Source organism: Streptomyces sp. NBC_01508 (genome assembly GCF_045040315.1).
Classification (GTDB): Bacteria; Actinomycetota; Actinomycetes; order Streptomycetales; family Streptomycetaceae; genus Streptomyces.
Genome location: NZ_CP109419.1, coordinates 1139171 through 1159933 on the forward strand (window position 1 = coordinate 1139171; position 20763 = coordinate 1159933).

Annotated in this window: 17 protein-coding genes; 5 read left to right on the plus strand and 12 right to left on the minus strand. The window is 72.9% G+C overall.

The features are described from left to right. Positions 1 to 33 precede the first annotated feature (33 nt). Both OG700_RS05140 and OG700_RS05145 read right to left on the minus strand, forming a co-directional pair. Positions 34 to 1266, minus strand: coding sequence for an aminotransferase class I/II-fold pyridoxal phosphate-dependent enzyme (locus tag OG700_RS05140; RefSeq protein ID WP_405609524.1), 1233 nt, complete (start codon positions 1264 to 1266; stop codon positions 34 to 36). A 274-nt stretch (positions 1267 to 1540) separates the two neighbouring features. Further along, positions 1541 to 2128 (minus strand): TIGR03086 family metal-binding protein, encoded by a 588-nt coding sequence (locus OG700_RS05145; RefSeq protein ID WP_405609527.1) that lies wholly within the window; start codon positions 2126 to 2128, stop codon positions 1541 to 1543. 105 nt (positions 2129 to 2233) lie between these two features. Here OG700_RS05145 and OG700_RS05150 point away from each other — a divergent pair, with 105 nt between their 5' ends. From OG700_RS05150 to OG700_RS05165, 4 genes are all read left to right on the plus strand, one after another. Further along, positions 2234 to 3736, plus strand: coding sequence for a bifunctional phosphatase PAP2/diacylglycerol kinase family protein (locus OG700_RS05150; protein ID WP_405609530.1), 1503 nt, complete (start codon positions 2234 to 2236; stop codon positions 3734 to 3736). Positions 3737 to 3795: 59 nt separating this feature from the next. Then, on the plus strand, positions 3796 to 4380 hold the full coding sequence (locus OG700_RS05155) for a GNAT family N-acetyltransferase (RefSeq protein ID WP_405609533.1): 585 nt from the start codon (positions 3796 to 3798) through the stop codon (positions 4378 to 4380). Positions 4381 to 4460: 80 nt separating this feature from the next. Then, positions 4461 to 5270 (plus strand): methyltransferase domain-containing protein, encoded by an 810-nt coding sequence (locus tag OG700_RS05160; protein WP_405609536.1) that lies wholly within the window; start codon positions 4461 to 4463, stop codon positions 5268 to 5270. Between the two features lie 146 nt (positions 5271 to 5416). Further along, positions 5417 to 5776 carry a VOC family protein gene (locus tag OG700_RS05165; protein WP_405609539.1) on the plus strand — a complete coding sequence of 120 codons (360 nt, stop codon included), beginning with the start codon at positions 5417 to 5419 and terminating at the stop codon, positions 5774 to 5776. Between the two features lie 46 nt (positions 5777 to 5822). Here the strand turns inward: OG700_RS05165 and OG700_RS05170 are convergent, their stop codons facing one another. Together OG700_RS05170 and OG700_RS05175 are read right to left on the minus strand one after the other, a co-directional pair. Beyond that, on the minus strand, positions 5823 to 7835 hold the full coding sequence (locus OG700_RS05170) for a DUF5107 domain-containing protein (RefSeq protein WP_405609542.1): 2013 nt from the start codon (positions 7833 to 7835) through the stop codon (positions 5823 to 5825). Positions 7836 to 7942: 107 nt separating this feature from the next. Next, positions 7943 to 8839: an arginase family protein gene (locus tag OG700_RS05175; RefSeq protein ID WP_405609545.1), complete on the minus strand. Its 897-nt coding sequence runs from the start codon at positions 8837 to 8839 to the stop codon at positions 7943 to 7945. Positions 8840 to 8906: 67 nt separating this feature from the next. On the opposite strand from OG700_RS05175, the gene OG700_RS05180 reads away from it, so the two are divergent. Further along, entirely contained in the window at positions 8907 to 9296 is a 390-nt protein-coding gene (locus OG700_RS05180) for a DUF6204 family protein (RefSeq protein WP_405621455.1), read from the plus strand. Here the strand turns inward: OG700_RS05180 and OG700_RS05185 are convergent. The 8 genes from OG700_RS05185 to OG700_RS05220 form a co-directional block, all read right to left on the minus strand. Further along, entirely contained in the window at positions 9277 to 9867 is a 591-nt protein-coding gene (locus OG700_RS05185) for a GNAT family N-acetyltransferase (RefSeq protein ID WP_405609548.1), read from the minus strand. The two genes, OG700_RS05180 and OG700_RS05185, sit on opposite strands and share 20 nt — an antisense overlap. A gap of 146 nt (positions 9868 to 10013) precedes the next feature. Continuing rightward, positions 10014 to 10955, minus strand: coding sequence for an LD-carboxypeptidase (locus OG700_RS05190; RefSeq protein WP_405609551.1), 942 nt, complete (start codon positions 10953 to 10955; stop codon positions 10014 to 10016). Continuing rightward, complete coding sequence (locus OG700_RS05195; RefSeq protein ID WP_405609554.1) at positions 10952 to 12979, minus strand: prolyl oligopeptidase family serine peptidase; 2028 nt, start codon at positions 12977 to 12979, stop codon at positions 10952 to 10954. The genes OG700_RS05190 and OG700_RS05195 overlap by 4 nt, the downstream gene beginning before the upstream one ends. A gap of 12 nt (positions 12980 to 12991) precedes the next feature. Then, entirely contained in the window at positions 12992 to 14401 is a 1410-nt protein-coding gene (locus OG700_RS05200) for a M20/M25/M40 family metallo-hydrolase (protein WP_405609557.1), read from the minus strand. Further along, positions 14394 to 15227, minus strand: a complete 834-nt coding sequence (locus OG700_RS05205; protein ID WP_405609560.1) for a M55 family metallopeptidase — start codon at positions 15225 to 15227, stop codon at positions 14394 to 14396. Before OG700_RS05205 ends, OG700_RS05200 begins: the two co-directional genes overlap by 8 nt. Before the next feature lie 129 nt (positions 15228 to 15356). Then, positions 15357 to 17162 (minus strand): HEAT repeat domain-containing protein, encoded by a 1806-nt coding sequence (locus OG700_RS05210; RefSeq protein ID WP_405609563.1) that lies wholly within the window; start codon positions 17160 to 17162, stop codon positions 15357 to 15359. Positions 17163 to 17357: 195 nt separating this feature from the next. Next, entirely contained in the window at positions 17358 to 18077 is a 720-nt protein-coding gene (locus OG700_RS05215) for a class I SAM-dependent methyltransferase (RefSeq protein WP_405609566.1), read from the minus strand. 47 nt (positions 18078 to 18124) lie between these two features. Beyond that, positions 18125 to 20632 carry a SpoIIE family protein phosphatase gene (locus OG700_RS05220; RefSeq protein ID WP_405609569.1) on the minus strand — a complete coding sequence of 836 codons (2508 nt, stop codon included), beginning with the start codon at positions 20630 to 20632 and terminating at the stop codon, positions 18125 to 18127. Between the last annotated feature and the right edge of the window lie 131 nt (positions 20633 to 20763).

A 20763-nucleotide genomic window follows, 5' to 3' on the forward strand; every position in this document is an offset into this window, starting at 1 on the left:
ACCCGGCGGGTCCCTCACGGGCTCGGCGAACTCTCAGCGCGGGTCGCGCAGTTCCCCCAGAGCCGCCGCCATCATGCTCAACGCGTCGGCGACATGCGGCAGTTCCAGCGGCTCCCGCGCGGTGAGGGAATCCATCCGCTGCTCCGGGGTCGACCCGAGCAGCGGTCCGGTGGCCAGCCGCACCCGCAGCGCGCCCAGTTCGTCCCCGAACCGGTGCCCGCCGGGGACCGGCATGCCCAGCCGTTCGCCCAGGAACTCTTCGAGTTCCATCGAGTCGCCGACCCCTCGCGCGGCGAGACCTCGGCGCAACGGCCCGAGGTCCGCGTAGAGATGGCGGCCCGCCTGCGGCGGTCTGGCCAGCGCCCCCGCGGTGAGGACCGCGTGGTGTACGGCGCCGGCCACGCGTGCGTGCAGCGCGGCCGCGGCGGCGGCCCGCGCCGTCACGGCCGCCGGCTCGTCCAGCGCGTGGGCGGCAGCGGCGGCGACCGGCCCCGCGACGAGCGCGCCCAGCGCGGTGAGATGGTCCAGTACGTCGGCCCGGCGCACGGCTCCGCCGGGCGTGGCGGGGAAGCGCGCGACGGCGGCGGGCCACGACGCCGGGGTGAGCGCGCCCGCCAGGTCGAAGAAGACGGTGACGTCGTCGGGCCACATCTCGGCGGGGCTGACCGGCACCGTCTCGGGCGGCCGGTGCAGGGTGTCGCGCCAGGTCTCGTCGCTGATGATGTGCAGGCCCTCCGCCACGGCGGCCTCGCACGCCTCCCTGACCAGCTCGGGCGGGGCCGCGGTGCCGGTCGGGTCGTCGGCGATCGAGAGCAGCAGCAGCCGTGGCGTGCCGCCCTCGGCCCGTACCCGGCGCACCGTCTCCAGGAGTGCGTACGGATCGGGTACGCCGCCGCACTCCGCCGGGGTCGGCACCTGGAAGACGGGCCGGCCCAGGAGCCTGGCCTGCGGCGCCCAGGAGGCCGGGTGCGGGCGGGGCATCAGGACGTCGCCGCCGTGCGCGGCGAGCAGCGCGAGGAGCAGCGGTTGGGGGCCGGCCGCCGCGGCGGCCTCCTGGGGGTGTGTCGGCAGCCCGCGCCTGGACCAGTAGCCGCAGGCGGCCTCCCGCAGGACCGGTCCGCCGCCGGGCGGCTCGGGCGAGGTCTGTGCCGCCGCGTCCGCGAGTACGGCGACGAGTTCGGGCAGCGCGGGCAGACCGGCCGCCGGGGCCGGCGGCCCGTACCGTACGGGGCCGCGCCCCTCGTGCACCGTCCCGGTCGTCGCCATGCCCGCCACCTCCCGCCGGTCACCACTCAGCACTAGGGCGTGTTGCGAAAGTCCCGCCTGGCCGACGACGCCTGGCACGCACACTCGCCGCGTTGTCGGACTCGTCCAAGTACGCCCAGTACGAGAACGATCCTCCGCCTTGCGATCGCACGCACCAGACGCCGTCGGCCCCGCCCTTCGGGCGGACGGCGCTACTTTCGCAACACGCCCTAGCACTGGCACTGGCCGGGCCACCGGCCACGAGACGTGCACGAGACGTGCGGCCCGTTCTTCCTCAGGCGCCGGACGGACCGGATTCGCGGCCCAGCAGCGCCAGCAGACGCGTCTGGGCGTCGGCGCCAGGCGGCGGTTCCAGCGGGGGGTCGAAGAGGCCGCTCTGCGGGAGGCTGTCCGCGTACGGAGCAACCTCCTTCAGCGCGAAGTCGACCAGCGGTCGGGGCAGCCGCTCGTTCGCGCCGATCCCGCGTGACAGGTCCCAGGTGTGGACCACGGCGTCGAGCACCATCTGCGAGCAGTAGGCGTCGGCCCGGGTCGGGCCGAACGAGAGCCGGACCGTACGCTCCAGCGCGCCCCGCCCGGCGAACGCGGCGCGCGAGGCCGCCGCGGCGCGGTCCCAGGTGGCGACCGGGTCGTCACCGAGCACGTCGCCGTCGAAGGCGTCGCCCACCTCGGCCATGGTCCGGCCCTCGCCCACCAGCGGGGGCACCCAGAGCTGCTCGGCCGTCAGGTGGTTGACCAGGTCACGTACGGACCATTCGGCGCAGGGCGTCGGCGCGCCCCACTGGTCGGCGCGGACGGCGTGCACCCGGTCCGTGAAGAGGTCGAGCGCCTCGCCGTGCCGGTCCAGCAGTGGATTGTCCATGTCACCCACTCTCCCCGGCCGCCCCGCCGGACGCGAGTCCGGCCGGTCAGGGCACCAGACACCGGAGCCTGCTTGGGGGTGGGTGGTACGGGGTACCCGCGTTCCATGTCTGACATCCACACGGGCCGTACCCCGGCCGATCCCGCCACGCGCGGCTCAGTCGCCGCCCTGCTGAGCGGCTGGGACCAGCAGGTCTTCCGGTCGGCGGCGACCCGGCACTGGCCGGGCGCCGGCCCGGTACTGCCCCGGCTCAGCCGCTCGGCCAACCACGGTCTCCTCTGGTTCGGCGCCGCCGCCTCGATCGCTCTCGTCGGGCGCGGGCAGCGCTCCCGGCGTGCCGCCCTGCGCGGGGTGGCCTCGCTCGCCGTGGCGTCGGCGGCCATCAACACCATCGGCAAGCGGTCGGTACGCCGCCGGCGGCCCGTCCTGGACGCCGTACCGCTGATAAGGCAGCTGAAGCGGCAGCCGATCACCACCTCCTTCCCGTCCGGGCACGCGGCGTCGGCCGCCGCCTTCGCCACGGGTGTCGCCCTGGAGTCGAAGGGCTGGGGCGCCGTGGTGGCGCCGCTCGCGTTCTCCGTAGCGGCGTCCCGCGTCTATACGGGCGTGCACTACCCGAGTGATGTGCTGGTGGGTGCCGCGCTGGGGGTGGGGGCGGCGTTCGCGGTACGGGGCCTCGTGCCGACCCGCTCCCAGTTGCCCTCGCCCGGCAGGCCGCACGCGCAGGCGCCGGCCCTGCCGGCCGGCGAGGACATGGTGATCGTCGTCAACCGCGCGTCGGGCTCGTCGGACGCCGCGGGCGCGCTGCGCGACGCGCTGCCGCTCGCGGAGTTCGTGGAGTGCGATCCCGAGGAGGTGAACACGGAGCTGGAGAAGGCGGCGGAGCGCTGCCGCGCGCTGGGTATCGTCGGCGGTGACGGCACGGTCAACCGGGCCGCGGTGGTCGCCGCCCGGCACCGGCTGCCGCTGGCGGTGTTCCCCGGCGGCACGCTGAACCACTTCGCGTACGACCTCGGGATCGAGGACTTCCACGACACGTGCCGTGCGATGGCGGAGGGGGACGCGGTCCGCGTCGACCTCGGGCGGTTCACCGGGCCCGACGGGGTGAGCGGGCACTTCCTCAACACCTTCAGCCTGGGCGTCTATCCGGAGCTGGTGCGGGTCCGGGAGCACTGGGCGCCGCGGATCGGTGGCTGGCCGGCCGGGGTGGTGGCGGCGGTGAAGGTGCTGCGCGGCCAGCATCAGCTGGAGGCGGAGTTCGATGGCCGGCAGCGGTCGCTGTGGATGCTGTTCGCCGGTAACGGCATCTATCAGCGCTTCGGGTTCACGCCCGGCCACCGGCTCGACCTGGCGGACGGTCTGCTGGACGTACGGGTGGTGCACGGCGGTAGCTTCCCGAGCCTGCGGCTGCTGGCCGCGGCGGCGGCCGGGCCGCTGAGCCGGTCGCCGGTGCACGCGGCGGAGCGGATGCGGCGGGTGCGGATCAGGGGGATCGCGCCCGGTACGCCGCTGGCCTTCGACGGCGAAGTGGCCGAGTCGCCTGGCGAGTTGACCATCGACAAGGAGAACGAGGGGCTGACGGTCTACCGTCCGCGCGCCTTCCAGTGACCCTTGCCGGAACATAAACCGGTGGCACGGCGCGGGGCGCGCGGCCGACGATCGCGGGCATGGCATCCGTACCTCCGCCCGTATCTCCGCCCACGCCTCCGCTCTTTCTCGAAACCGCTCGGCTGCGGCTGCGCGACTGCGCCGAGGCCGACCTCGACCGGCTCCTCGCGCTGGACAACGACCCCGGTGTGAAGCGCTTCATCGACGGCGGCGTGCCCGTCGCGCCCGAGTCGTTCCGCGCCGAGACGCTGCCCCGGCTCCTCGGGCGCGGCTTCTGGGCGGCCGAGGAGCGGGCCACCGGCGAGTGGCTCGGCTGGTTCGAGCTGAGGCCGTTGAACGCCGAAGCCGGCTGGCAGGTGGTGGAGCTGGGCTACCGGCTGCACCGGGCCGTGTGGGGTCGGGGGTACGCGACGGAGGGCGCCCGCGCGCTGGTGGGCAAGGCCTTCACCGAGCTGGGTACGGAGCGGGTCACGGCGAACACGATGGCGGTCAACACGGGTTCACGGCGGGTGATGGAGAAGGCGGGGCTGACGTTCGTCCGGACGTACTTCGAGGACTGGCCGGAGGCCATCGAGGGCTCGGAGCAGGGGGACGTGGAGTACGCGCTCACGCGTGAGGAGTGGCTGCGGACAGTCGGTGACTGACCGCATGGCGAGACGTGAGTCTCATATTCCGACATCGCGGCGTACCGTGACCGGACCACTTCACGAGAAGGAGTCCGGTCATGGCACGAGAGACCGCCGTCTACACCCACGGCCACCACGAGTCGGTCCTGCGCTCGCACCGCTGGCGCACGGCGGCGAACTCGGCGGCGTATCTGCTCCCCGAACTCCGTTCCGGGATGGACGTGCTGGACGTGGGCTGCGGTCCCGGCACCATCACGGCCGATCTGGCCGCGCTGGTGGCACCCGGCACGGTGACGGCCGTGGACGCGGCGGCGGACGTGCTGGAGCGGGCCGCCGAGACGGTCGCGGCGCGCGGCCTGGACAACGTCCGCTTCGTGGTCGCCGACGTCCACGCGCTGGACTTCCCGGACGACTCGTTCGACGTCGTCCACGCCCACCAGGTGCTCCAGCACGTCGGGGACCCCGTACAGGCGCTGCGCGAGATGCGCCGCGTGTGCGGGCCCGGGGGGACGGTCGCGGCGCGCGACAGCGATTACGGCGCGTTCACCTGGTTCCCGTCGTCACCGGCGCTGGACGGCTGGCAGGAACTGTACCGCCGTGTCGCCCGCGCCAACGGCGGCGAACCGGACGCGGGCCGCCGGCTCCGCTCCTGGGCCCGCCGCGCGGGCTTCACGGACATCACGTCCACGGCGTCGGCCTGGTGCTTCGCCGCCCCGGAGGAACGCGCGTGGTGGAGCGGCCTGTGGGCGGAGCGGACGACGGCGTCGGGGTACGCGCAACTGGCGGTGCGCGGCGGCCACGCGACCGACGCGCGCCTGTCCGGGATCGCGGCGGCGTGGCACGCGTGGGGCGCCGACCCCGACGCGTGGTTCATGGTCCCGCACGGTGAAATCCTCTGCCGGGCCTGAGAGTTGGTTCCACCGGGTCACCGGGTCACCGGGTCACCGAGTCACCGAGTCACCGAGTCACCGAGTCACCGAGTCACCGAGTCACCGAGTCACCGAGTCACCGAGTCCATGGTCACGGAGAACGGTGCTTCGCTACCCTCTGCCGTATGGAAATCCTGGGAACCACGCTGCGCATCTGCGTCGACGACCTGGAGACCTCGGTCGCGTTCTACGAACGACTGACCGGTAGCCCCGCGCTCCGTTTCGAGCGCGGCGGGGTCTCCGTCGCCGCCGTCAGTTGCTTCCTGTTGATGAGCGGTCCCGCGGAGGAGATCGAGGTGCTGCGCAAGGTCACCGCGACGATCGCCGTCAAGGACGTGGACGAGGCGTTCGCCGCGCTCACGGGCGTCGGCGCCCAGGTCCTCGCGGGCCCGCTCGCCACGCCGGCCGGCCGCAACCTGATCGCCGTGCACCCGGACGGCTCGGTCTTCGAGTACGTGGACCGCAACCCGGTCCAGAGCGGCTGACGAGCGCCGGACGGGCTGCGGAGGCAGCCCGTCCGAAGCTCGGGCGTCAGCCGGCCGCCGGCCGCATCCGGTAGTCGTACGCCTCCGGCAGCGGGTCGTCCGTCAGGGCCGCCCACAGCTCGTTCAGTTTCTCCGCGCCCTCCCGCAGGTCCGCCACCTCGAAGCCCGCGTCGAACAGCGCGCGGGCCGCCGCCTTCTCGCCCTCGGCCAGCAGCAGTTGGGCCTCGATCAGCCGGAACGCGCCGCGCTGCCGGATCCGCGGCGAGAGCCGGTCCCAGACGCGGCGCGCGTCCCGTGTGCGGTCGACGGCGAGCAGCGCGGCGATCGCCTCGCGCGCCAGCGCCACCGTGGCCGCCGTCCAGATCTCACCGTCGTCCGCGCGCTCCACGCTGTCGTCCGGACGCTCGCGACAGAGGTCGTCGAAGGCTTCCGCGTACTGGTCGGCGGCCCGTTCCGGGTTGCCGCCCTCGCGGTCGGCGACGGCCAGGCAGCGCAGCAACGGCCAGCGGGACGAGGCCTGTTGGAGGCCGCGTTCCCAACTCCGCACCGCCTGCGCCAGATCGCCCGCGTGCCACTGCGTGATGCCGAGGTGATACTCGGTCAGCGGCTCGGCGGGGGCCGTCTCCAGCATGTCGCGCCAGTGCGGCGCGACGAGGGTCGGCCCCGGCGGCGCCGCCTCGCGCGCCTTCGGCAGCGTTCCCTTGGTGAACAGCTCGACCCACGGCACCTGTTGCTCGCCGAGCAGGGACTCGTCGAACGGTGTGCCGGGCAGTTGGTACCCGCCGCGCATCGCGCCGCGCATGACCTCCAGCGCGCCCCAGCCCGAGCCGGTGGCGAGCCGTTCGCCGGGCTCGGTGTCCGCGTGCGGCAGCCACGCCTCGTACGCGGCGTCCACATCGGCGCGCGGCAGGGCGAGTTCGAGCCGGTCGCCGACCTCCGCGCGGGCTGCGTCCCAGTCGGCGCCGTGCACGGTGGCGGGGTCGGCGGCGAGCGGGCCGTACGACTCCAGCCAGCTGAAGTCCTCGTACCCTTCGAGCTTGACGTGTTCGAGCTGGGTACGGGCGAGCCCGGCCTGGATCTCGGCGTAGCCGGGTGTGCCCGGTTCGGTGAGCCACTGCTGCCAGCGCCGGCCGCCGCGCCCGGCGCCCCAGAGGAAGAGCTTGCGTCCGCGCAGGAGGTCCGTGGACGTCTGGACGAGCCCGTGGCCGTCCGCGTCGAGGGAGGTGATCCACTTCCGGGCGTCCCGGGGGACCTCGTAGAAGTAGTCCGCCGGGAATTCGCCGCGCAGCGGGTACGTGCGGTCGACGCCGTCGTACTCGGGCACCGGGACCCGGCGCAGGCCGCGTTCGTACCCGAAGTACCAGGCCTCTTCGGCGGGTGCGACGACGCGGGTGTGCTCGTCCTCGGGGACGGCGATGTTGGACCACCAGTAGACGGGCGCGGGACCCTGGTGCGGGTTGCGTATCCGGACGCCTACGTGCAGGAAGTCGGAGTCGTCGGGCAGCCACAGGTCGACCTGGAACGGCAGGCCGCGCAGCGGCTCCCACTCCCACAGCCGGACCATCTCGCCGCCGTCGGGCGCGGGGACGAGCGCGGCGTTCAGCGGGGCGCAGGAGAGTGTGGTGTGGCCGGTGGCGCCGATGTTCCACTCGATGCCGCCGGAGAACCAGGCTCCGTTGAGCGCGAAGTCGGCGGGCTGGAACACCGGGTTGCGGTACAGCAGTTCGCGTCCGGTGGGCTTGTGGTGCAGGGAGTGGATCCGGCCGCCGAGCCCCGGCAGGACGGTGGCCCGCAGCCGGTCGTTCTCGATGACGATCGTGTCGATGTCGGTGGGCTCGCGGTCGCGTCCGTAACCGTCGAGGATCCGGACGGGCAGCAGGGTGCGCAGCGGCTCGTACCCGATCTGCCGCGCCATGTCGCGGGGCAGCTCCCGCTTGGCGCGTTCGTCGAGTTGTCGGGAGTGCGTCTCGTCGAGCGGCCGGAGCGCCGGCAGGGGGTTCTCCGGCCCCAAGGGGGCGGCAGGCAGGGTCAGTACGGCACGTCGCACGCTCGTGGCCACAGGCAAACCTCGCTTCGCTCGCTGGGGCCGCCGAGGCTCGGTTGGCCGGCGCGCACCCGATGACCATGGAACACGGTCGAGTGCGCGCCGAACAGAGCACCTGAAGATCAGTCTTGGGTGAGGGCCGCCACAACGATGTCCGCGAGCAGTGCGCCGGCGGTGCCGTCGGGGTCGAGATCGGGGTCGTAGATCGTCAGGTTGAGCCCGACGCAGCGGTCGGAGCGCACCAGGACCGTCAGCAACGCCTGGAGTTCGTCGGGGAGCAGTCCCCCGGCGTCCGGGGCGTCGACGGCCGGCATCACCTCGGGGTCGAGGACGTCCGCGTCGAGGTGCACCCAGAAGCCGTCCGTGACGGGAGTCTCCAGTGTCTGGAGTACGGCCCCGGCTAGATCGGCGGCGCCCCATTCGCGGAACTCGCCCACGGACACGGTGGGGATCCGCAGGCGGGCCAGTTCCGCGCGGTCCTCGTCGCCGTCGCGGATGCCGAAGAGCCGGATGTCCTCGTCGCGTACGTAGGGGCGCAGGCCCTCGATGTCGCTGAGGTCGCTCTGCCCCCGCCCGGTGGCGATGGCCAGTTCCTCGCCGCCGGCCGCGCCGATCGCGTCGGAGTTCCCGGTGTGCCGGAAGTCGGCGGAGCCGTCGATCGCGGCGATGCCGTACCGGCCCATGCGGCGCAGCGCGAGCGAGGCGCCGAGCTGGATGGAGCAGTCGCCGCCGAGGACGAGCGGGAAGTCACCGGCCCGCACGTGCCGCTCGATGCGGTCGGCGAGCTTGGGCGTGTACGCGGCGATGGCGGCGGCGTTGAAGACGCCGTCACCTTCCTTCCAGTCGCCCCGGTCGTAGCGGGGCGGGACGACGACCCCGCCCTCGAAGGCGCCGAGCCGCTGCACGATGCGCTGTTCGCGCATGGCGCCGGCCAGTTTGTAGCAGCCGGGCACGGTGCCGGGGGCCGGTGGGCGCAGGCCGAGGTTGGAGGGGGCGTCGATCACCACAATATTCCGCATGCGCTCCATCCTCCGCGTCGTACGCTCGTTCTTCAAACAGGATCTTCCGGAAGAAGGCGGCCCGTCCATGACCACGCAGCACACGTACCGGGTGATCGTGCGCGGGACCTTCCAGGAGCTGACGGACGAGGCGCGGGCGCGTCTCCTCGACGAGGTCGAGGAGCACGGGCTGGGGCAGACGCGGTTCACGCCCGAGGGGTCGCTCACCTACGATCGGGTGCTGAAGCATTTCTCGTACCGCTTCGTGGTCGTGTCCGACGCGGCTGACGGCGAGGAGATGGCGGCGGTGCTCGCCGAGGACCGGGCGGAGACGGCGTTGAAGGCGCTGGCCGGGGTTGCGGGGGCCGGTCCGGGTGCCGGTATCGATACCGGCACCGGCATCGGCTTCGGCTTCGGGGAGCTGCGGTCGAGCGTGACCGACATGGACACGATGAAGATCAACCGGAAGGGACGCTGAGCCTTTCGGGCGGGGTGTCGCGGATCATGTCGGCGGTGATCGCCCAGCGTTCGTGGTCGCGCCAGGCGCCGTCGATGTGCAGGAAGTCCGGCGAGCAGCCCTCGTAACGGAAGCCCGCGCGGCGCACGAGCGCGATCGAGGCGGTGTTGGCCGGCTGGATGTTGGCCTCCAGACGGTGCAGGCCGAGGCCCTGTCCGAGCGGCCCGAACGCGTGCCGCAGGACGTGGCCGAGGCCTTCGGCCATCAGGCCCCGGCCGGCGGCGTGGGCGAAGGCGCCGTAGCCGAGGGCTCCGCTGAGGAAGCCGCCGCGGACGATGTTGTTGATGTTGATGAACCCCGCGATCCGGCCGTCCGCCAGGTCACAGACGAGGAAGCCGGCCTTGGTGGGGTCCTCGATGACGCCGCTCGCGTAGTCGGCGTACGCCTCGGGGGTCCGGGGCGGGAAGAGCCACGGGCGGTGCAGTTCCCCGCTGTCGCGGGCCAGCGAGGCGAACTCGTCGGCGTCCTCGTACCGGTACGGGCGTACGCGCGTGCGCGGCCCCTCGCCTGCGGGGGCGGTGATGTCGAGCATCGCGCCAGCGTAGTGGCCGGGACACGGGGCGCCCCCTCGTGCTGTGGCCGGGAACGTCGGCCGAGTCGCGCGGCTCGTGAGCGGCGCCCGTCCTCAACCGGCCACCGGACGGACGGACGGACCCGGTGAACTCTCCGGTCACCGCCCTACGTCAGCGCCGGTACCTCCAGCGTGAGCGTCGCCACCTCGGCGGTCGCCTCCAGGACCGCGGGAACCCCGAGCGGCACCGTGAGGTTCGTCGGACCGTGGCCGAAGCCCAGTTCCTCGGCCACCGGGACGCCCAGCCCGCCGAGCCGGTCGAGCAGCAGCGCCCGGACGTCTTCGTACGGACCGCAGCCCGCCCAGGAGCCGAGCGCGACGCCGGCGACGCCGTCCAGCCAGCCGGAGCGCAGGAGTTGGGTGAGGATCCGGTCCAGCCGGTACGGCTCCTCCTCGACGTCCTCGATCAGCAGCAGCCCGCCGGCGGCGGACGGGCGGGCGTGCGGGGTGCCGAGGTCGGCCGCGAGCAGGCTGACGCAGCCGCCGATGGTGCGGCCGCGCGCCCGGCCGGGGACCAGGGCGCGTGCCGTGTCCAGGCCGATGACCTGGACCGTCTCGGGTTCGAGGAGTGTGGCGCGCAGCGATTCCTGGGTGGCGGGGTCCTTGAGGAAGGTCAGCGCGGCGACCATGGGGCCGTGCAGGGTGCTGACGCCCGCCCGTACGGCGAACGCCTCGTGCAGCGCGGTGATGTCGCTGTAGCCGGCGAAGACCTTGGGGGGCGCCGCGCGTACGGCGTCCCAGTCGATCAGGTCGACCATGCGCTGCACGCCGTAACCGCCGCGTGCGCACAGGACGGCCTCGATCGTCGGGTCGCACCAGGCGGCCTGGAGGTCGCGGGCGCGCGCCTCGTCCGTTCCCGCGAGGTAGTCCAACTCCCGGTGCGTGTCCAGGACATGGGGTGCCACGACCGGATCGAGGTCCCAGCCGCGCAGGATGTCCAGGCCCGCTTCGAGGCGGTCGGCGGGCAGCGGGCCGCTGGGCGCGACGACGGCGACCTTCGCGCCGGGCCGCAGCCGGGGCGGGCGGATCAGGGGGGCGACGGACGTCATTTCCTCAGCTCCAGCCGGGGGACGTCGGGGCGGTCGATCCCGAACGTCTGGGCGTACAGGGACAGTTCGGCCTCCAGCGCCCGCACCATGGTGTCCCTCCTGCGGAAGCCGTGGCCCTCGCCCTCGAAGGTGAGGTACGCGTGCGGGATGCCGCGCCCGGCCAGCCGTTCGAGGAAGCGTTCGCACTGGACGGGCGGGCAGATCGCGTCGTCCAGCCCCTGGAGCAGCAGGAACGGGGCGGTGATCCGGTCGACGTGGTTGATCGGGGAGCGCTCGCGGTAGCGGGCCGGGACGTCGGCGACGGGGCCGACGAGCGATTCCAGATACCGCGACTCGAAGTCGTGCGTCCCGTCGTCGGCCCAGGTGGACAGGTCGAGGATCGGATAGATGACGGTGCCGCACGCGTAGAGGTCGGTGCCGGTGAGCGAGGCGGCGCTGGTCCAGCCGCCCGCGCTGCCGCCCCGGATCGCGAGCCGCGCGGGGTCGGCGGTGCCCTCGTCGGCGAGGGCGCGGGCGACGGCCGCGCAGTCCTCGACGTCGACGACGCCCCACTGCTCGCGCAGCCGTTCGCGGTACTCGCGTCCGTAGCCGGTGGAGCCGCCGTAGTTGACCTCGGCGACGCCGATGCCGCGCGACGTGAAGTAGGCGATCTCCAGGTCGAGTACGAGCGGGGCGTGGCTGGTCGGGCCGCCGTGCGCCCACACGACGTACGGCGGCAGTTCGTCGCCGGGCGCGCTGTGGTCGGGGCTGTGCGGCGGGTAGATGTGGGCGTGGATCTCGCGGTCGTCCGGGCCGGTGAAGGCGCGGATCTGCGGCTCGGGGTAGTACACGGGGTCGACCGGGTCGTCGTGCGCCGAGCCGATGACGTGCGCCCGCCCGGTCGCCGTGTCCAGCTCCACGATCTCGTACGCGCTGCGCGGGCTCGCGCCGACGCCGATCACGCGGGAGCCCCGGACGGTGAGGGTGGCGGCCCATTCGGTCCAGGGCCCCGCGGCGTCGGCGAGTTGGCCGGTCTCGGGGTCGAGGATGCCGAGGGCGGTGGACCCCTTGCCGTGGACGACGGCGATCGTGCCGTCGTCCATCGGGTGGAACCACTGGAGGCCGATCTTCCACAGCGGCCCGCCGAACTCCTCGTCCACGGCGGGGCTGAGCCGGGCCGGGGCGCTGACGCCGAGGGGCGCCGACGCGTCGAGCCGAAGCCGGAACAACCGCCACCAGTCACCGGGGTCGCAGACGTACAGGAGTGAGCCGTCCGCCGCCCAGTCCACTTGCGCGACGGATTCCGCAGGGCCTCCGGCGACGGTGCGCACCCGCTCGAAGGCGCCCGCCTCCGTCACGTCGGCGAGCAGCAACTCCGTTCCGTCCCAGGGCATCCGGGGGTGGTCCCAGACGATCCACGCCGCGTGCCGGCCGTCCGGTGAGACGCGGGGTCCGGTGACGAAGCGGTGCCGGTCGTCGGAGAGTTCGCGTACCGCCGTGCGGTCGTCGGCGGCCGAGCCGTCCAGCGGTACGGCGGCGACGACGCGGCGCACGTCGGTGGGTGCCTCGCCGGTGAACTCCTCCAGTACGCACCAGACTTCGCCGCTGTCCCCGACAGGACCCGGGCGCAGTCGCGGGTCGGCCCAGCGCAGGGTGCCTGTCCGGGTGCCGTCCGGGGCGGGGGCCGGGGTGAGCGGGCGCGGGGGCCCGTCGCCGTCCGGCTCGTACGCGTACAGCCGCTGGTCGGGGAAGTGCGCGAAGACGACGAGGGGGGAGCCGTCGGCCCGTACCGCCCCGTCCCAGGGTCTGCCGCCGTACTCGATGACCCGGCTGCGGGTGTCCCACGGTGCGGGCAGAATCGATTCCTCGCGGCCGTCGGACCGACGGCGCACGAGTGCGCGGCGGCCGTCCTCCGCGGGCCGCGGCTCCGTCCACCACACCTCGTCGCCGACCGCGCCGACGAACTCGGGCCGCCCGTCGTGCGAGGCGGCGAGCGCGGCGTCGATCGGTGACGGCCAAGAGCCGTACGGTGTCGGCTGCTCCATGCCCAACTCCCTCTACGCGGTCTGGAGATAGTGGTCGAGAACGCGGACGCCGAAGTGCAGCGCGTCCACCGGGACACGCTCGTCGACGCCGTGGAAGAGAGCCTGGTAGTCGAAGCCGGGGGGCAGCTTCAGCGGCGAGAAGCCGTAGCCGGTGATGCCGAGGCGGGAGAACTGCTTGGCGTCCGTGCCGCCCGACATGCAGTACGGCACGACGTGCCCGGCCGGGTCGAACCGCTCGACGGCCGCGCGGAGTTTGGCGTACGTCGGGGAGTCGACCGGTGCCTGGAGGGCGACTTCGCGGTGGCTGAACTCCCAGTCGACGTCGGGTCCGGTCAACTGGTCGAGTGTGGCGCGGAATTCGTCGTCGGTGCCCGGTACCGTCCGGCCGTCGACGTAGGCGACGGCCTGACCGGGGATCACATTGACCTTGTAACCGGCTTCCAGGACCGTCGGGTTGCTGCTGTTGCGCACGGTCGCCTCGACCAGGGCCGCGGCGGGGCCGAGCTTGGCGAGCAGGGCGTCCGGATCGAAGTGCTCGGCGTCGACGTCGACCTCGATGTCGTGCAGCGCGGCGAGTTCCTTGATGGCGGCGGTGACGGTGGGGGTGAGCCTGATGGGCCATTCGTGGTGGCCGATCCGGGCGACCGCCTCCGCGAGCCTGCTGACCGCGTTGGCCCGGTTGACCTTGGAGCCGTGGCCGGCCCTGCCGTGCGCGGTCAGCTTCAGCCAGCCGGTGCCGCGCTCGCCCGCCCCGATGGGGTAGAGCGCCATGCCGTGCCCGGCGTGGAAGGTGAAGGCCCCGGACTCGCTGATGCCCTCCGTACAGCCCTCGAACAGCTCCGGGTGGTGGTCGGCGAGGAAGCCGGAGCCGTCGATCGCGCTGGCCTCCTCGTCGGCCGTGTAAGCGAGCACGATGTCGCGGCGCGGCCGGACCCCGGACCGGGCCCAGGCGCGGACGACGGAGAGCACCATCGCGTCCATGTTCTTCATGTCGACGGCTCCGCGGCCCCAGACGACGCCGTCCCTGACCTCGCCGGAGAAGGGGTGCACGGACCAGTCGGCGGGCTCGGCCGGTACCACGTCCAGATGGCCGTGGACCAGGAGCGCGTCGGCTGTCGGGTCGGTGCCGGGAATGCGCGCGACCACGTTGGTGCGGCCGGGAGTGCGCTCAAGGAGCGTGGGCTCCAGTCCGGCCGCGGCCAGCCGTTCGGCGACGTACTCGGCGGCGGGGCGCTCGAAGCAGTCGCCGCCGCCTCGGTTGGTCGTGTCGATACGGATCAGCTCCGAGGTGAACGTCACCACCTCGTCCAGCGCCACCGTGTCGACGGCCTCGGCCCGGTCGGTACTCGTGTGCGTGGACGGCGTGGCGGGCGTCGTGCCGGGCGACCCGGCGGGCGTCTTTCTGGGCGTCATGTCAGCCATACTGCTCCTCCACCGCGGCCGAGACGATCGTGGTGACCGCCTTGAAGGTGCGAATGCCCTCGTACATCGTCTCGCTCGTGTACGCGATACGCCGTTCGCCGCCGCGCACCACTCCGGGTACGACCGTGGCGGCCCCGGCCAGATGCTCGGCGTCGAACTCCAGCTCGACGGTGAAGGGGCCGCCGTCGACCGGCTCGTACCGTACGGCCAGGGCGGTCGACTCCTCGGCCGCCGCGCGGATGTCGGCGGCGGTACGCGCGGGGGTGCGGCAGACCGCCGCGTACCGCGAGACGTGGTCCTTCACCGCTACCTTGCGGGCGTCGGGCGCGTAGCCGTCGGCGTCCCGGCAGGTCAGGTCGTCGCCGGTGACGAGGATCACGGGGACGCCGTACTCGGCGACGACATGGGCGTTGAGCAGCCCCTCGCTCGCCCGTACGCCGTTCAGCCAGACGCCGGTGATGGAGTTGGCGAGATAGGTGTGTGCGAGAACGCCCTCCGTGCCCGCGCCCGTGTGGTAGCCGACGAAGGCGATCGCGTCGACGTCACCGTGCTGGACGCCCTCGACCATGCTCAGCGACTTGTGCCGCCCGGTGAGCAACTGGGCCCGCTCGTCCAGCTCTTCGAGCAGCAGATTGCGCATGGTCCAGTGCGCCTCGTTGATCAACACGTCGTCGGCGCCGCCGTCCAGGAAGCCGAGGACGGCGGCGTTCACATCCGAGGTGAACAGGGTGCGGCAGCGCTCCCACTGCGGCGTCCCCGGCAGGACGTCGGCCGGCCAGGTGACACCGGTGGCGCCTTCCATGTCGGCGCTGATCAGGATCTTCACCGGTCGTTCCTCTCTTCCCGGGCCAGAAGCGTCGAAGTCACATCTGCCCCCTGTGCGGTCGGCACCCATTTCATCGGCTTCACCGGCATCCGGTAAAGCACCACCCCGGTCCGGCGCCCGACGCCGGGCCTACGCCGCTTCATCTGCCTTTCCGGCACCGGGCCCCCCGCCCTCGATCCGCGCCAGGGCCGTACGGATGTCGGCACGCGTCTCCTCGTCCTCGACACACGCCCTTGGTCCGCCTCTCGCGAGCCGCCGGTCGTCCTCCAGTGCCGCGCGCAGGGCCGGCACAGCCACCGCCGCCGGCGGCCCGATCCGGCCGAGGTCGTTGATCGCGCCCCAGGCCCTGGACTGATTCGCAGGGGCGCGCAACCACTTGAGCTCGGCCACCAGCAGCCGGACGGCCGGCTGGTGCTCGCCCGTCAGTCTCCACAGCGTGAATGCCGCGTCTGGCTGGTCCAGACGCTCCATCGGATCGTTCAGCACCGCACGCGCGGCCTCGATGTCCGCGCGTACGGCGTCGGGGTCCGGCTCCGGCGCGCCGGACCGGGGCAGCAGGTCGATCAGCTGCTGCCGCAGTGGTTCCGGAAGATCCTCCCCATCGATCACCGTGCGGAGGACCGCGGGATCCCACCAACCGATGGCGTTCATGAGGGACCCGCGTTCGAAACCGTCCCCGCTCTCGTGCAGTCGCAGCCGGATCGCCGGCAGCAGGTCGGAGGCGAAGGGGCCCATCCGGCGCAGGACATGGTGAAGCGCCGGCCGGCTGTCGAAGTCCCACCCCGCCCTGACGCCGCCTGTCCCGTAAGGGGCCCGCATACCGGTCAGGTAGGACCGGACCGCGGGGACGCATCGCTCGTCGCCGAGATGGGCGAGCCCCCACACGGCCATTTCCGCGACGCGGGCGTCGGGGTCGTCGACGAGCGCCGCGAGCTCGTCCGCCCAGGGCTCGGCGCCCGGGCCGGCTGCCGCCAGCAGATAGACGCTGAGCCGGCGGATCCTCTTGTGGGGGTCGTCCAGCAACGAGGCGACCGCCGGCAGCAGGCTCACGGCCGAGCGCCACGTCATGAGGGCCTCACCCGCGACATTCAGTCCGGCCAGCCGATGACGGGCCGACGCGTGGCCAATGAGTCTCTCCGCGAGGGCGACTCGCTCGTCACGATGCTCGCCGAGCCCTTTCGCCGTGGCCCTCGCCGCGCGGACGGCCGGCCATCGGCCGGTGAACTCGGTGCCGAGCAGCACCTCCACCGCGATCGTGAAATGCGCCGGATCGCGGTACTCGGGCTCAAGCCGGCGCAGCGCGAGGACCGCGGCCAGACGCACCTCAGGGATGTCGTGCGTGACCAGGCCGTGCAGCCAGGGCAGACAACTGCTCCTGACCACATGGTCGTCGTCGACCAGGACTACGCTGCCCACCGCCCGGACGATCTCGACCCGCACCGCCGGCTTCTTCTCACGCGCGAACGCCGATCGCAGCGCGGCGCACACCTCGTCGGCGTCGTGGACGGCATGGGCGAGCGCGAGCGCCGCCGCCTCGCGTACCGCGGCCTTCGGGTCGCCGAGGAGCCGTGTGACGCGCGGCACAGCCTCCGCCCAGGCGAGCGGCCAGGCCGCATCGACCCGACGTGGGGACAACGCCCTGCGCCCGTCCTCGGCCAGCTCCGCGATCAGGGTCAGGGCCTCCGACCGCAGCCAGACCTTGAGGTCGGCCGACTCCGCCAGCCGGACGAGAAACGGCACCACGGCGGGCCCGGCCGAGAACACCGCACCGCCCTGGTGACGCAGGTGATTGACCAGCGTGTACCAGCTCTCGGTGTCACCCCGGACCGCGGCGCGCAGCAGGCTGGGCACATCACCGGCGGAGCCGTAATGGTGCGAAAGCCGCTCCCACGGCACACCGTCGAGACCGGCGAAGAGCTTTGAGCGCTTGACCATGAGTGTTTCGCTTCCCCCGGGTGGAACCATCGGCCCCTCTGGCGGGCCGCGCCGAACCCTACAACGTCCGGCCCCGCGCGATCCTGTCGCCCAGAACCGTGCCGACGACACCGCGTCCGCCTCGCCCCACTTGCCCGACGGGGCGCCCGTCAGACGGGCGCCCCGTCGGGCAAGTGCCCGTCAGGCAGAGGCCCGTCAGGCAGAGGCCAGGACGAACCACCTGGCGGGCAGGTCGATCCGGGTGCCGTCGGCCAGATACTCCGTCTGCGGCAGTGTGGTGTCCCCGCTGTCGATGATCCGCAGGCCCGCGTCGCCCAGCAGCCGGGGCACTTCGTCGTCGGTGGCCGCGGCCGGTTTCAGTCCGTGGTCGAAGACCCGCCGCAGCTTCGCGGGTCCCCCGCCGGGTTCTTCGGCGGCCCGCTGGAACAGCGTCTTGGAGCCCGAGGTCAGCTCCACGACGAACGCCCTGCCGCGCTCGCCGAGGAGCGCGGCCACCGCCGCGGCCACGGCGGGCCGGTCCTGCGGTTCGCTCTGGTGGATGACGGCGCGCATGTAGACATGGGTGTCGCCGACCCGCCCCGCCAGCGCCCGGACCGATTCGTGGTCCACGAGACTGAGTTGCTCGAACTCGGCCACCTTCGCGGTGTCGGCGCGCCGGGCGTGCTCTATCGCCGCGTGCGAGAGGTCCACGCCGACGGCGCGGGCGAAGCGGGTGGCGAGATAGCGGGTCTGGGTGCCGTTGCCGCAGCCCAGGTCGACCACGGGCAGCTCGGGGTCGGCGTGCGGCAGGAATATCTCGCAGTGCGGTGCGGCGGTGAGGGAGGGGTCGGAGTCCCAGATCGCCTCACCCGGCGCGTCGGACGTCTCGCGCCAGTAGCCTTCCCACGAGTCCTGGTAACGCTGTGACACGCCCATCTGTGCCCTCCCGAATTCGGCCCCGCCAGGGGCGAATTGACGGCGCGTCACTTACGCGCCATATAGGCCCCCTTTCCCGCCAGGGACTGTTCGAACCACACCGTCTTGCCCTGCGCCGAACTGCTGCTCCCCCAGCCGCGCGCCAGCCGGCTCACGATCCGCAGGCCACGCCCGAACTCGTCGTCGGCCGTCGCGGCCAGCAGGCTCGCCGGGGCCGGTTCGTCGTCGGTGACCTCGCAGAGCAGGGCGTCGTTGCGGACCAGCCGCAGCCCGACATGGCGGATCCGGGCGTGCCGCACGGCGTTGGTGACCAGCTCGCTGACCATCAACTCCGCGTTCTCCACGGCCCCCGGCAGATTCCAGTCGTACAGCTTGCCGCGCACCAGGCGCCGGGCCCGCGCGACCTCGCGCGGGTCGAGGGCGAGCTGCCACTCGGCGACGTCGCCGGGCGGAATGCCGTTCAGCCGGGCCATCAGCAGCGCCACGTCGTCCTTGCGGCCGCCGTGGGTGTTGAGCGCGCGGATGATGGTGTCGCAGGCGTGGTCCATGGAGGCGGCGGGATGCGCGGCCGACTCGCAGAGCGCCGCGAGACCCGCGCCGATGTCCTGGCCGCGCACCTCGACCAGGCCGTCCGTGCACAGCACCAGCCGGTCGCCGGGGCTGACCCGTACCGTCGCGGTCTCGAAGGCCACGCCGCCGACGCCGATGGGGGCGCCGGTCGGCAGATCGAGCAGTTCGCTGCGGCCGTCCGCGGCGCGGACCACGACGGGCGGGATATGTCCGGCGTTGGCGATCTGGAGCTCGGAGCGGATGGGGTCGTAGACCGCGTACAGGCAGGTCGCCAGGTAGTTCTCGCCCAGGCGCTGCGCCAAGTCGTCGAGATTGCGCAACAGTTGGGCGGGCGGCATTTCCATGGTCGCCATCGTCTGCACCGCCGTACGCAACTGGCCCATCATCGCCGCCGAGTTGAGGCCGTGGCCCATCACGTCGCCCACGACGAGCGCGGTGCGCGAGCCGGGCAGTTTGACGGAGTCGAACCAGTCACCGCCGATCCGGCCCAGCCGGGCGCCGGGAAGATAGCGGGTGGCGATGTCGCAGCCCGCCATGCGGGCGGCGACCTGCGGCAGCATGCTGTCCTGGAGGGTGTCGGCGACGTTCTCCTGATACGTGTACATCCGGGCGTTGTCGAGGACGAGCCCGGCCCTGGCGGCGAGTTCGGCGCCGGTGGTGCGGTCCATGTCGTCGAAGGGCTGCCGGCCCTGACGCCGCATCAGCACCATGAAGCCGAGCACCACGTCGCGTGCCTTGAGCGGTACGAGCAGCATGGAGCGGTTGTTGATGAGCGGGCGCAGGTCGCGCTTCTCGAACTGCTCGGAGATCCGGTCGCCGTCCTCCTCGCTGAGCTGCCGGATGAGGACGGGTTCGCCGGTGACCATGCACTGGAAGAACGGGGTGTGCTCGGGGAAGGCGATGGCCTCGCCGACCGGCACGGTGTCGTCCCAGCGGCCCGGTTCGTCGTTGTGCTCGACCCAGACCCGGTGCCAGATGGTGGTGACGTCGGGCCGCCCGGTGGGGAAGCCCTCACCGGCCAGGACGGCGGCGCGCAGATGGGTGCCCGCGAAGTCGGCGAAGCGGGGCACGGCGGCGCTGGTGACCTCGCGGATGGTGCGCGACAGGTCGAGGGAGGAGCCGATCAGGCCGCTGACCTCGTTGAGGAATTCCAGGCGTTCGCGGACCGCCGCGTATTCGAGGTCGAGTTCGGGCGCGGGTGCGGGCACGAGCACGGGCCGGTCGGCGTCGGCGGCGTGCGCGGGTCCGGCACCCCGCTCGTCGCGCTCCGCCGAACCGTACGCGCGGCCCGGCCGTCCGGCCACGCGGCGCGGCACACCCCAGTCGGGGGTGACGGGGACCCGTTCGTGGTGGCTGAACTCCAGCACGGGATAGCCCAGTTCGAGGATCTGGGCGACGATGCGCTCCGCCTCGGCGACGCTCATGTTCGGCAGGATGTGCGGGAGTTGGCCGGCCAGCGACTGGGATTCGGGGAATTCGGTGTGCAGCGAGAAGCTCGGCGCGATCCGCCCGCGGTCGCCGCCACCGGGTCCGTCCGCGTCATCGGGGCTGACCGCGTCGCCGCTGAACTGGTCGACGTCCGCGGCGAGTACGAGATGGCGCCCCGTTCCCGGACCGGCGAGCGGGTAGGCCCACCACAGCACGTCGAGCTGTGGGCGGCCCGCGTCGGAGAGCTTCGCCCGGCCGGCGGTGGGGTAGGAGCTGCGTCCGTGCAGCTCCGGTCCCAGCTCGTCGTCGGAGCCGTACGCGCCGTACGCGCCGTTGACCAGCCCCGTCCGGTCGTCCGTGAGCGCTCCGGAGACCGGCATCAGATCGCCCGCCGGCTGCCCGACCGCGTCTTCCTTGGAATGGCCGAAAAGCCGCCGTGCGCCGCTCGACCAGTGCGACACGAGGCCGTCGGTGTCCACGACGACCACGGCGAGCGGAATCCGGCCGGTCACGGCGTGCTGCCGCCGTGACCTGAGCGGCGGAGTGCCACGGTCCATGGGTGGAAGGCTCCTTCCCCGCCGCCGGGATCTGCGGCTGCTGTGCACCCACGGTACGGCTCCGAACACGCTATGCGCCGGGCAATCAACTATTAGGTCGTGCGCCCGGCGCACGCCGGGGTGCTGACTGA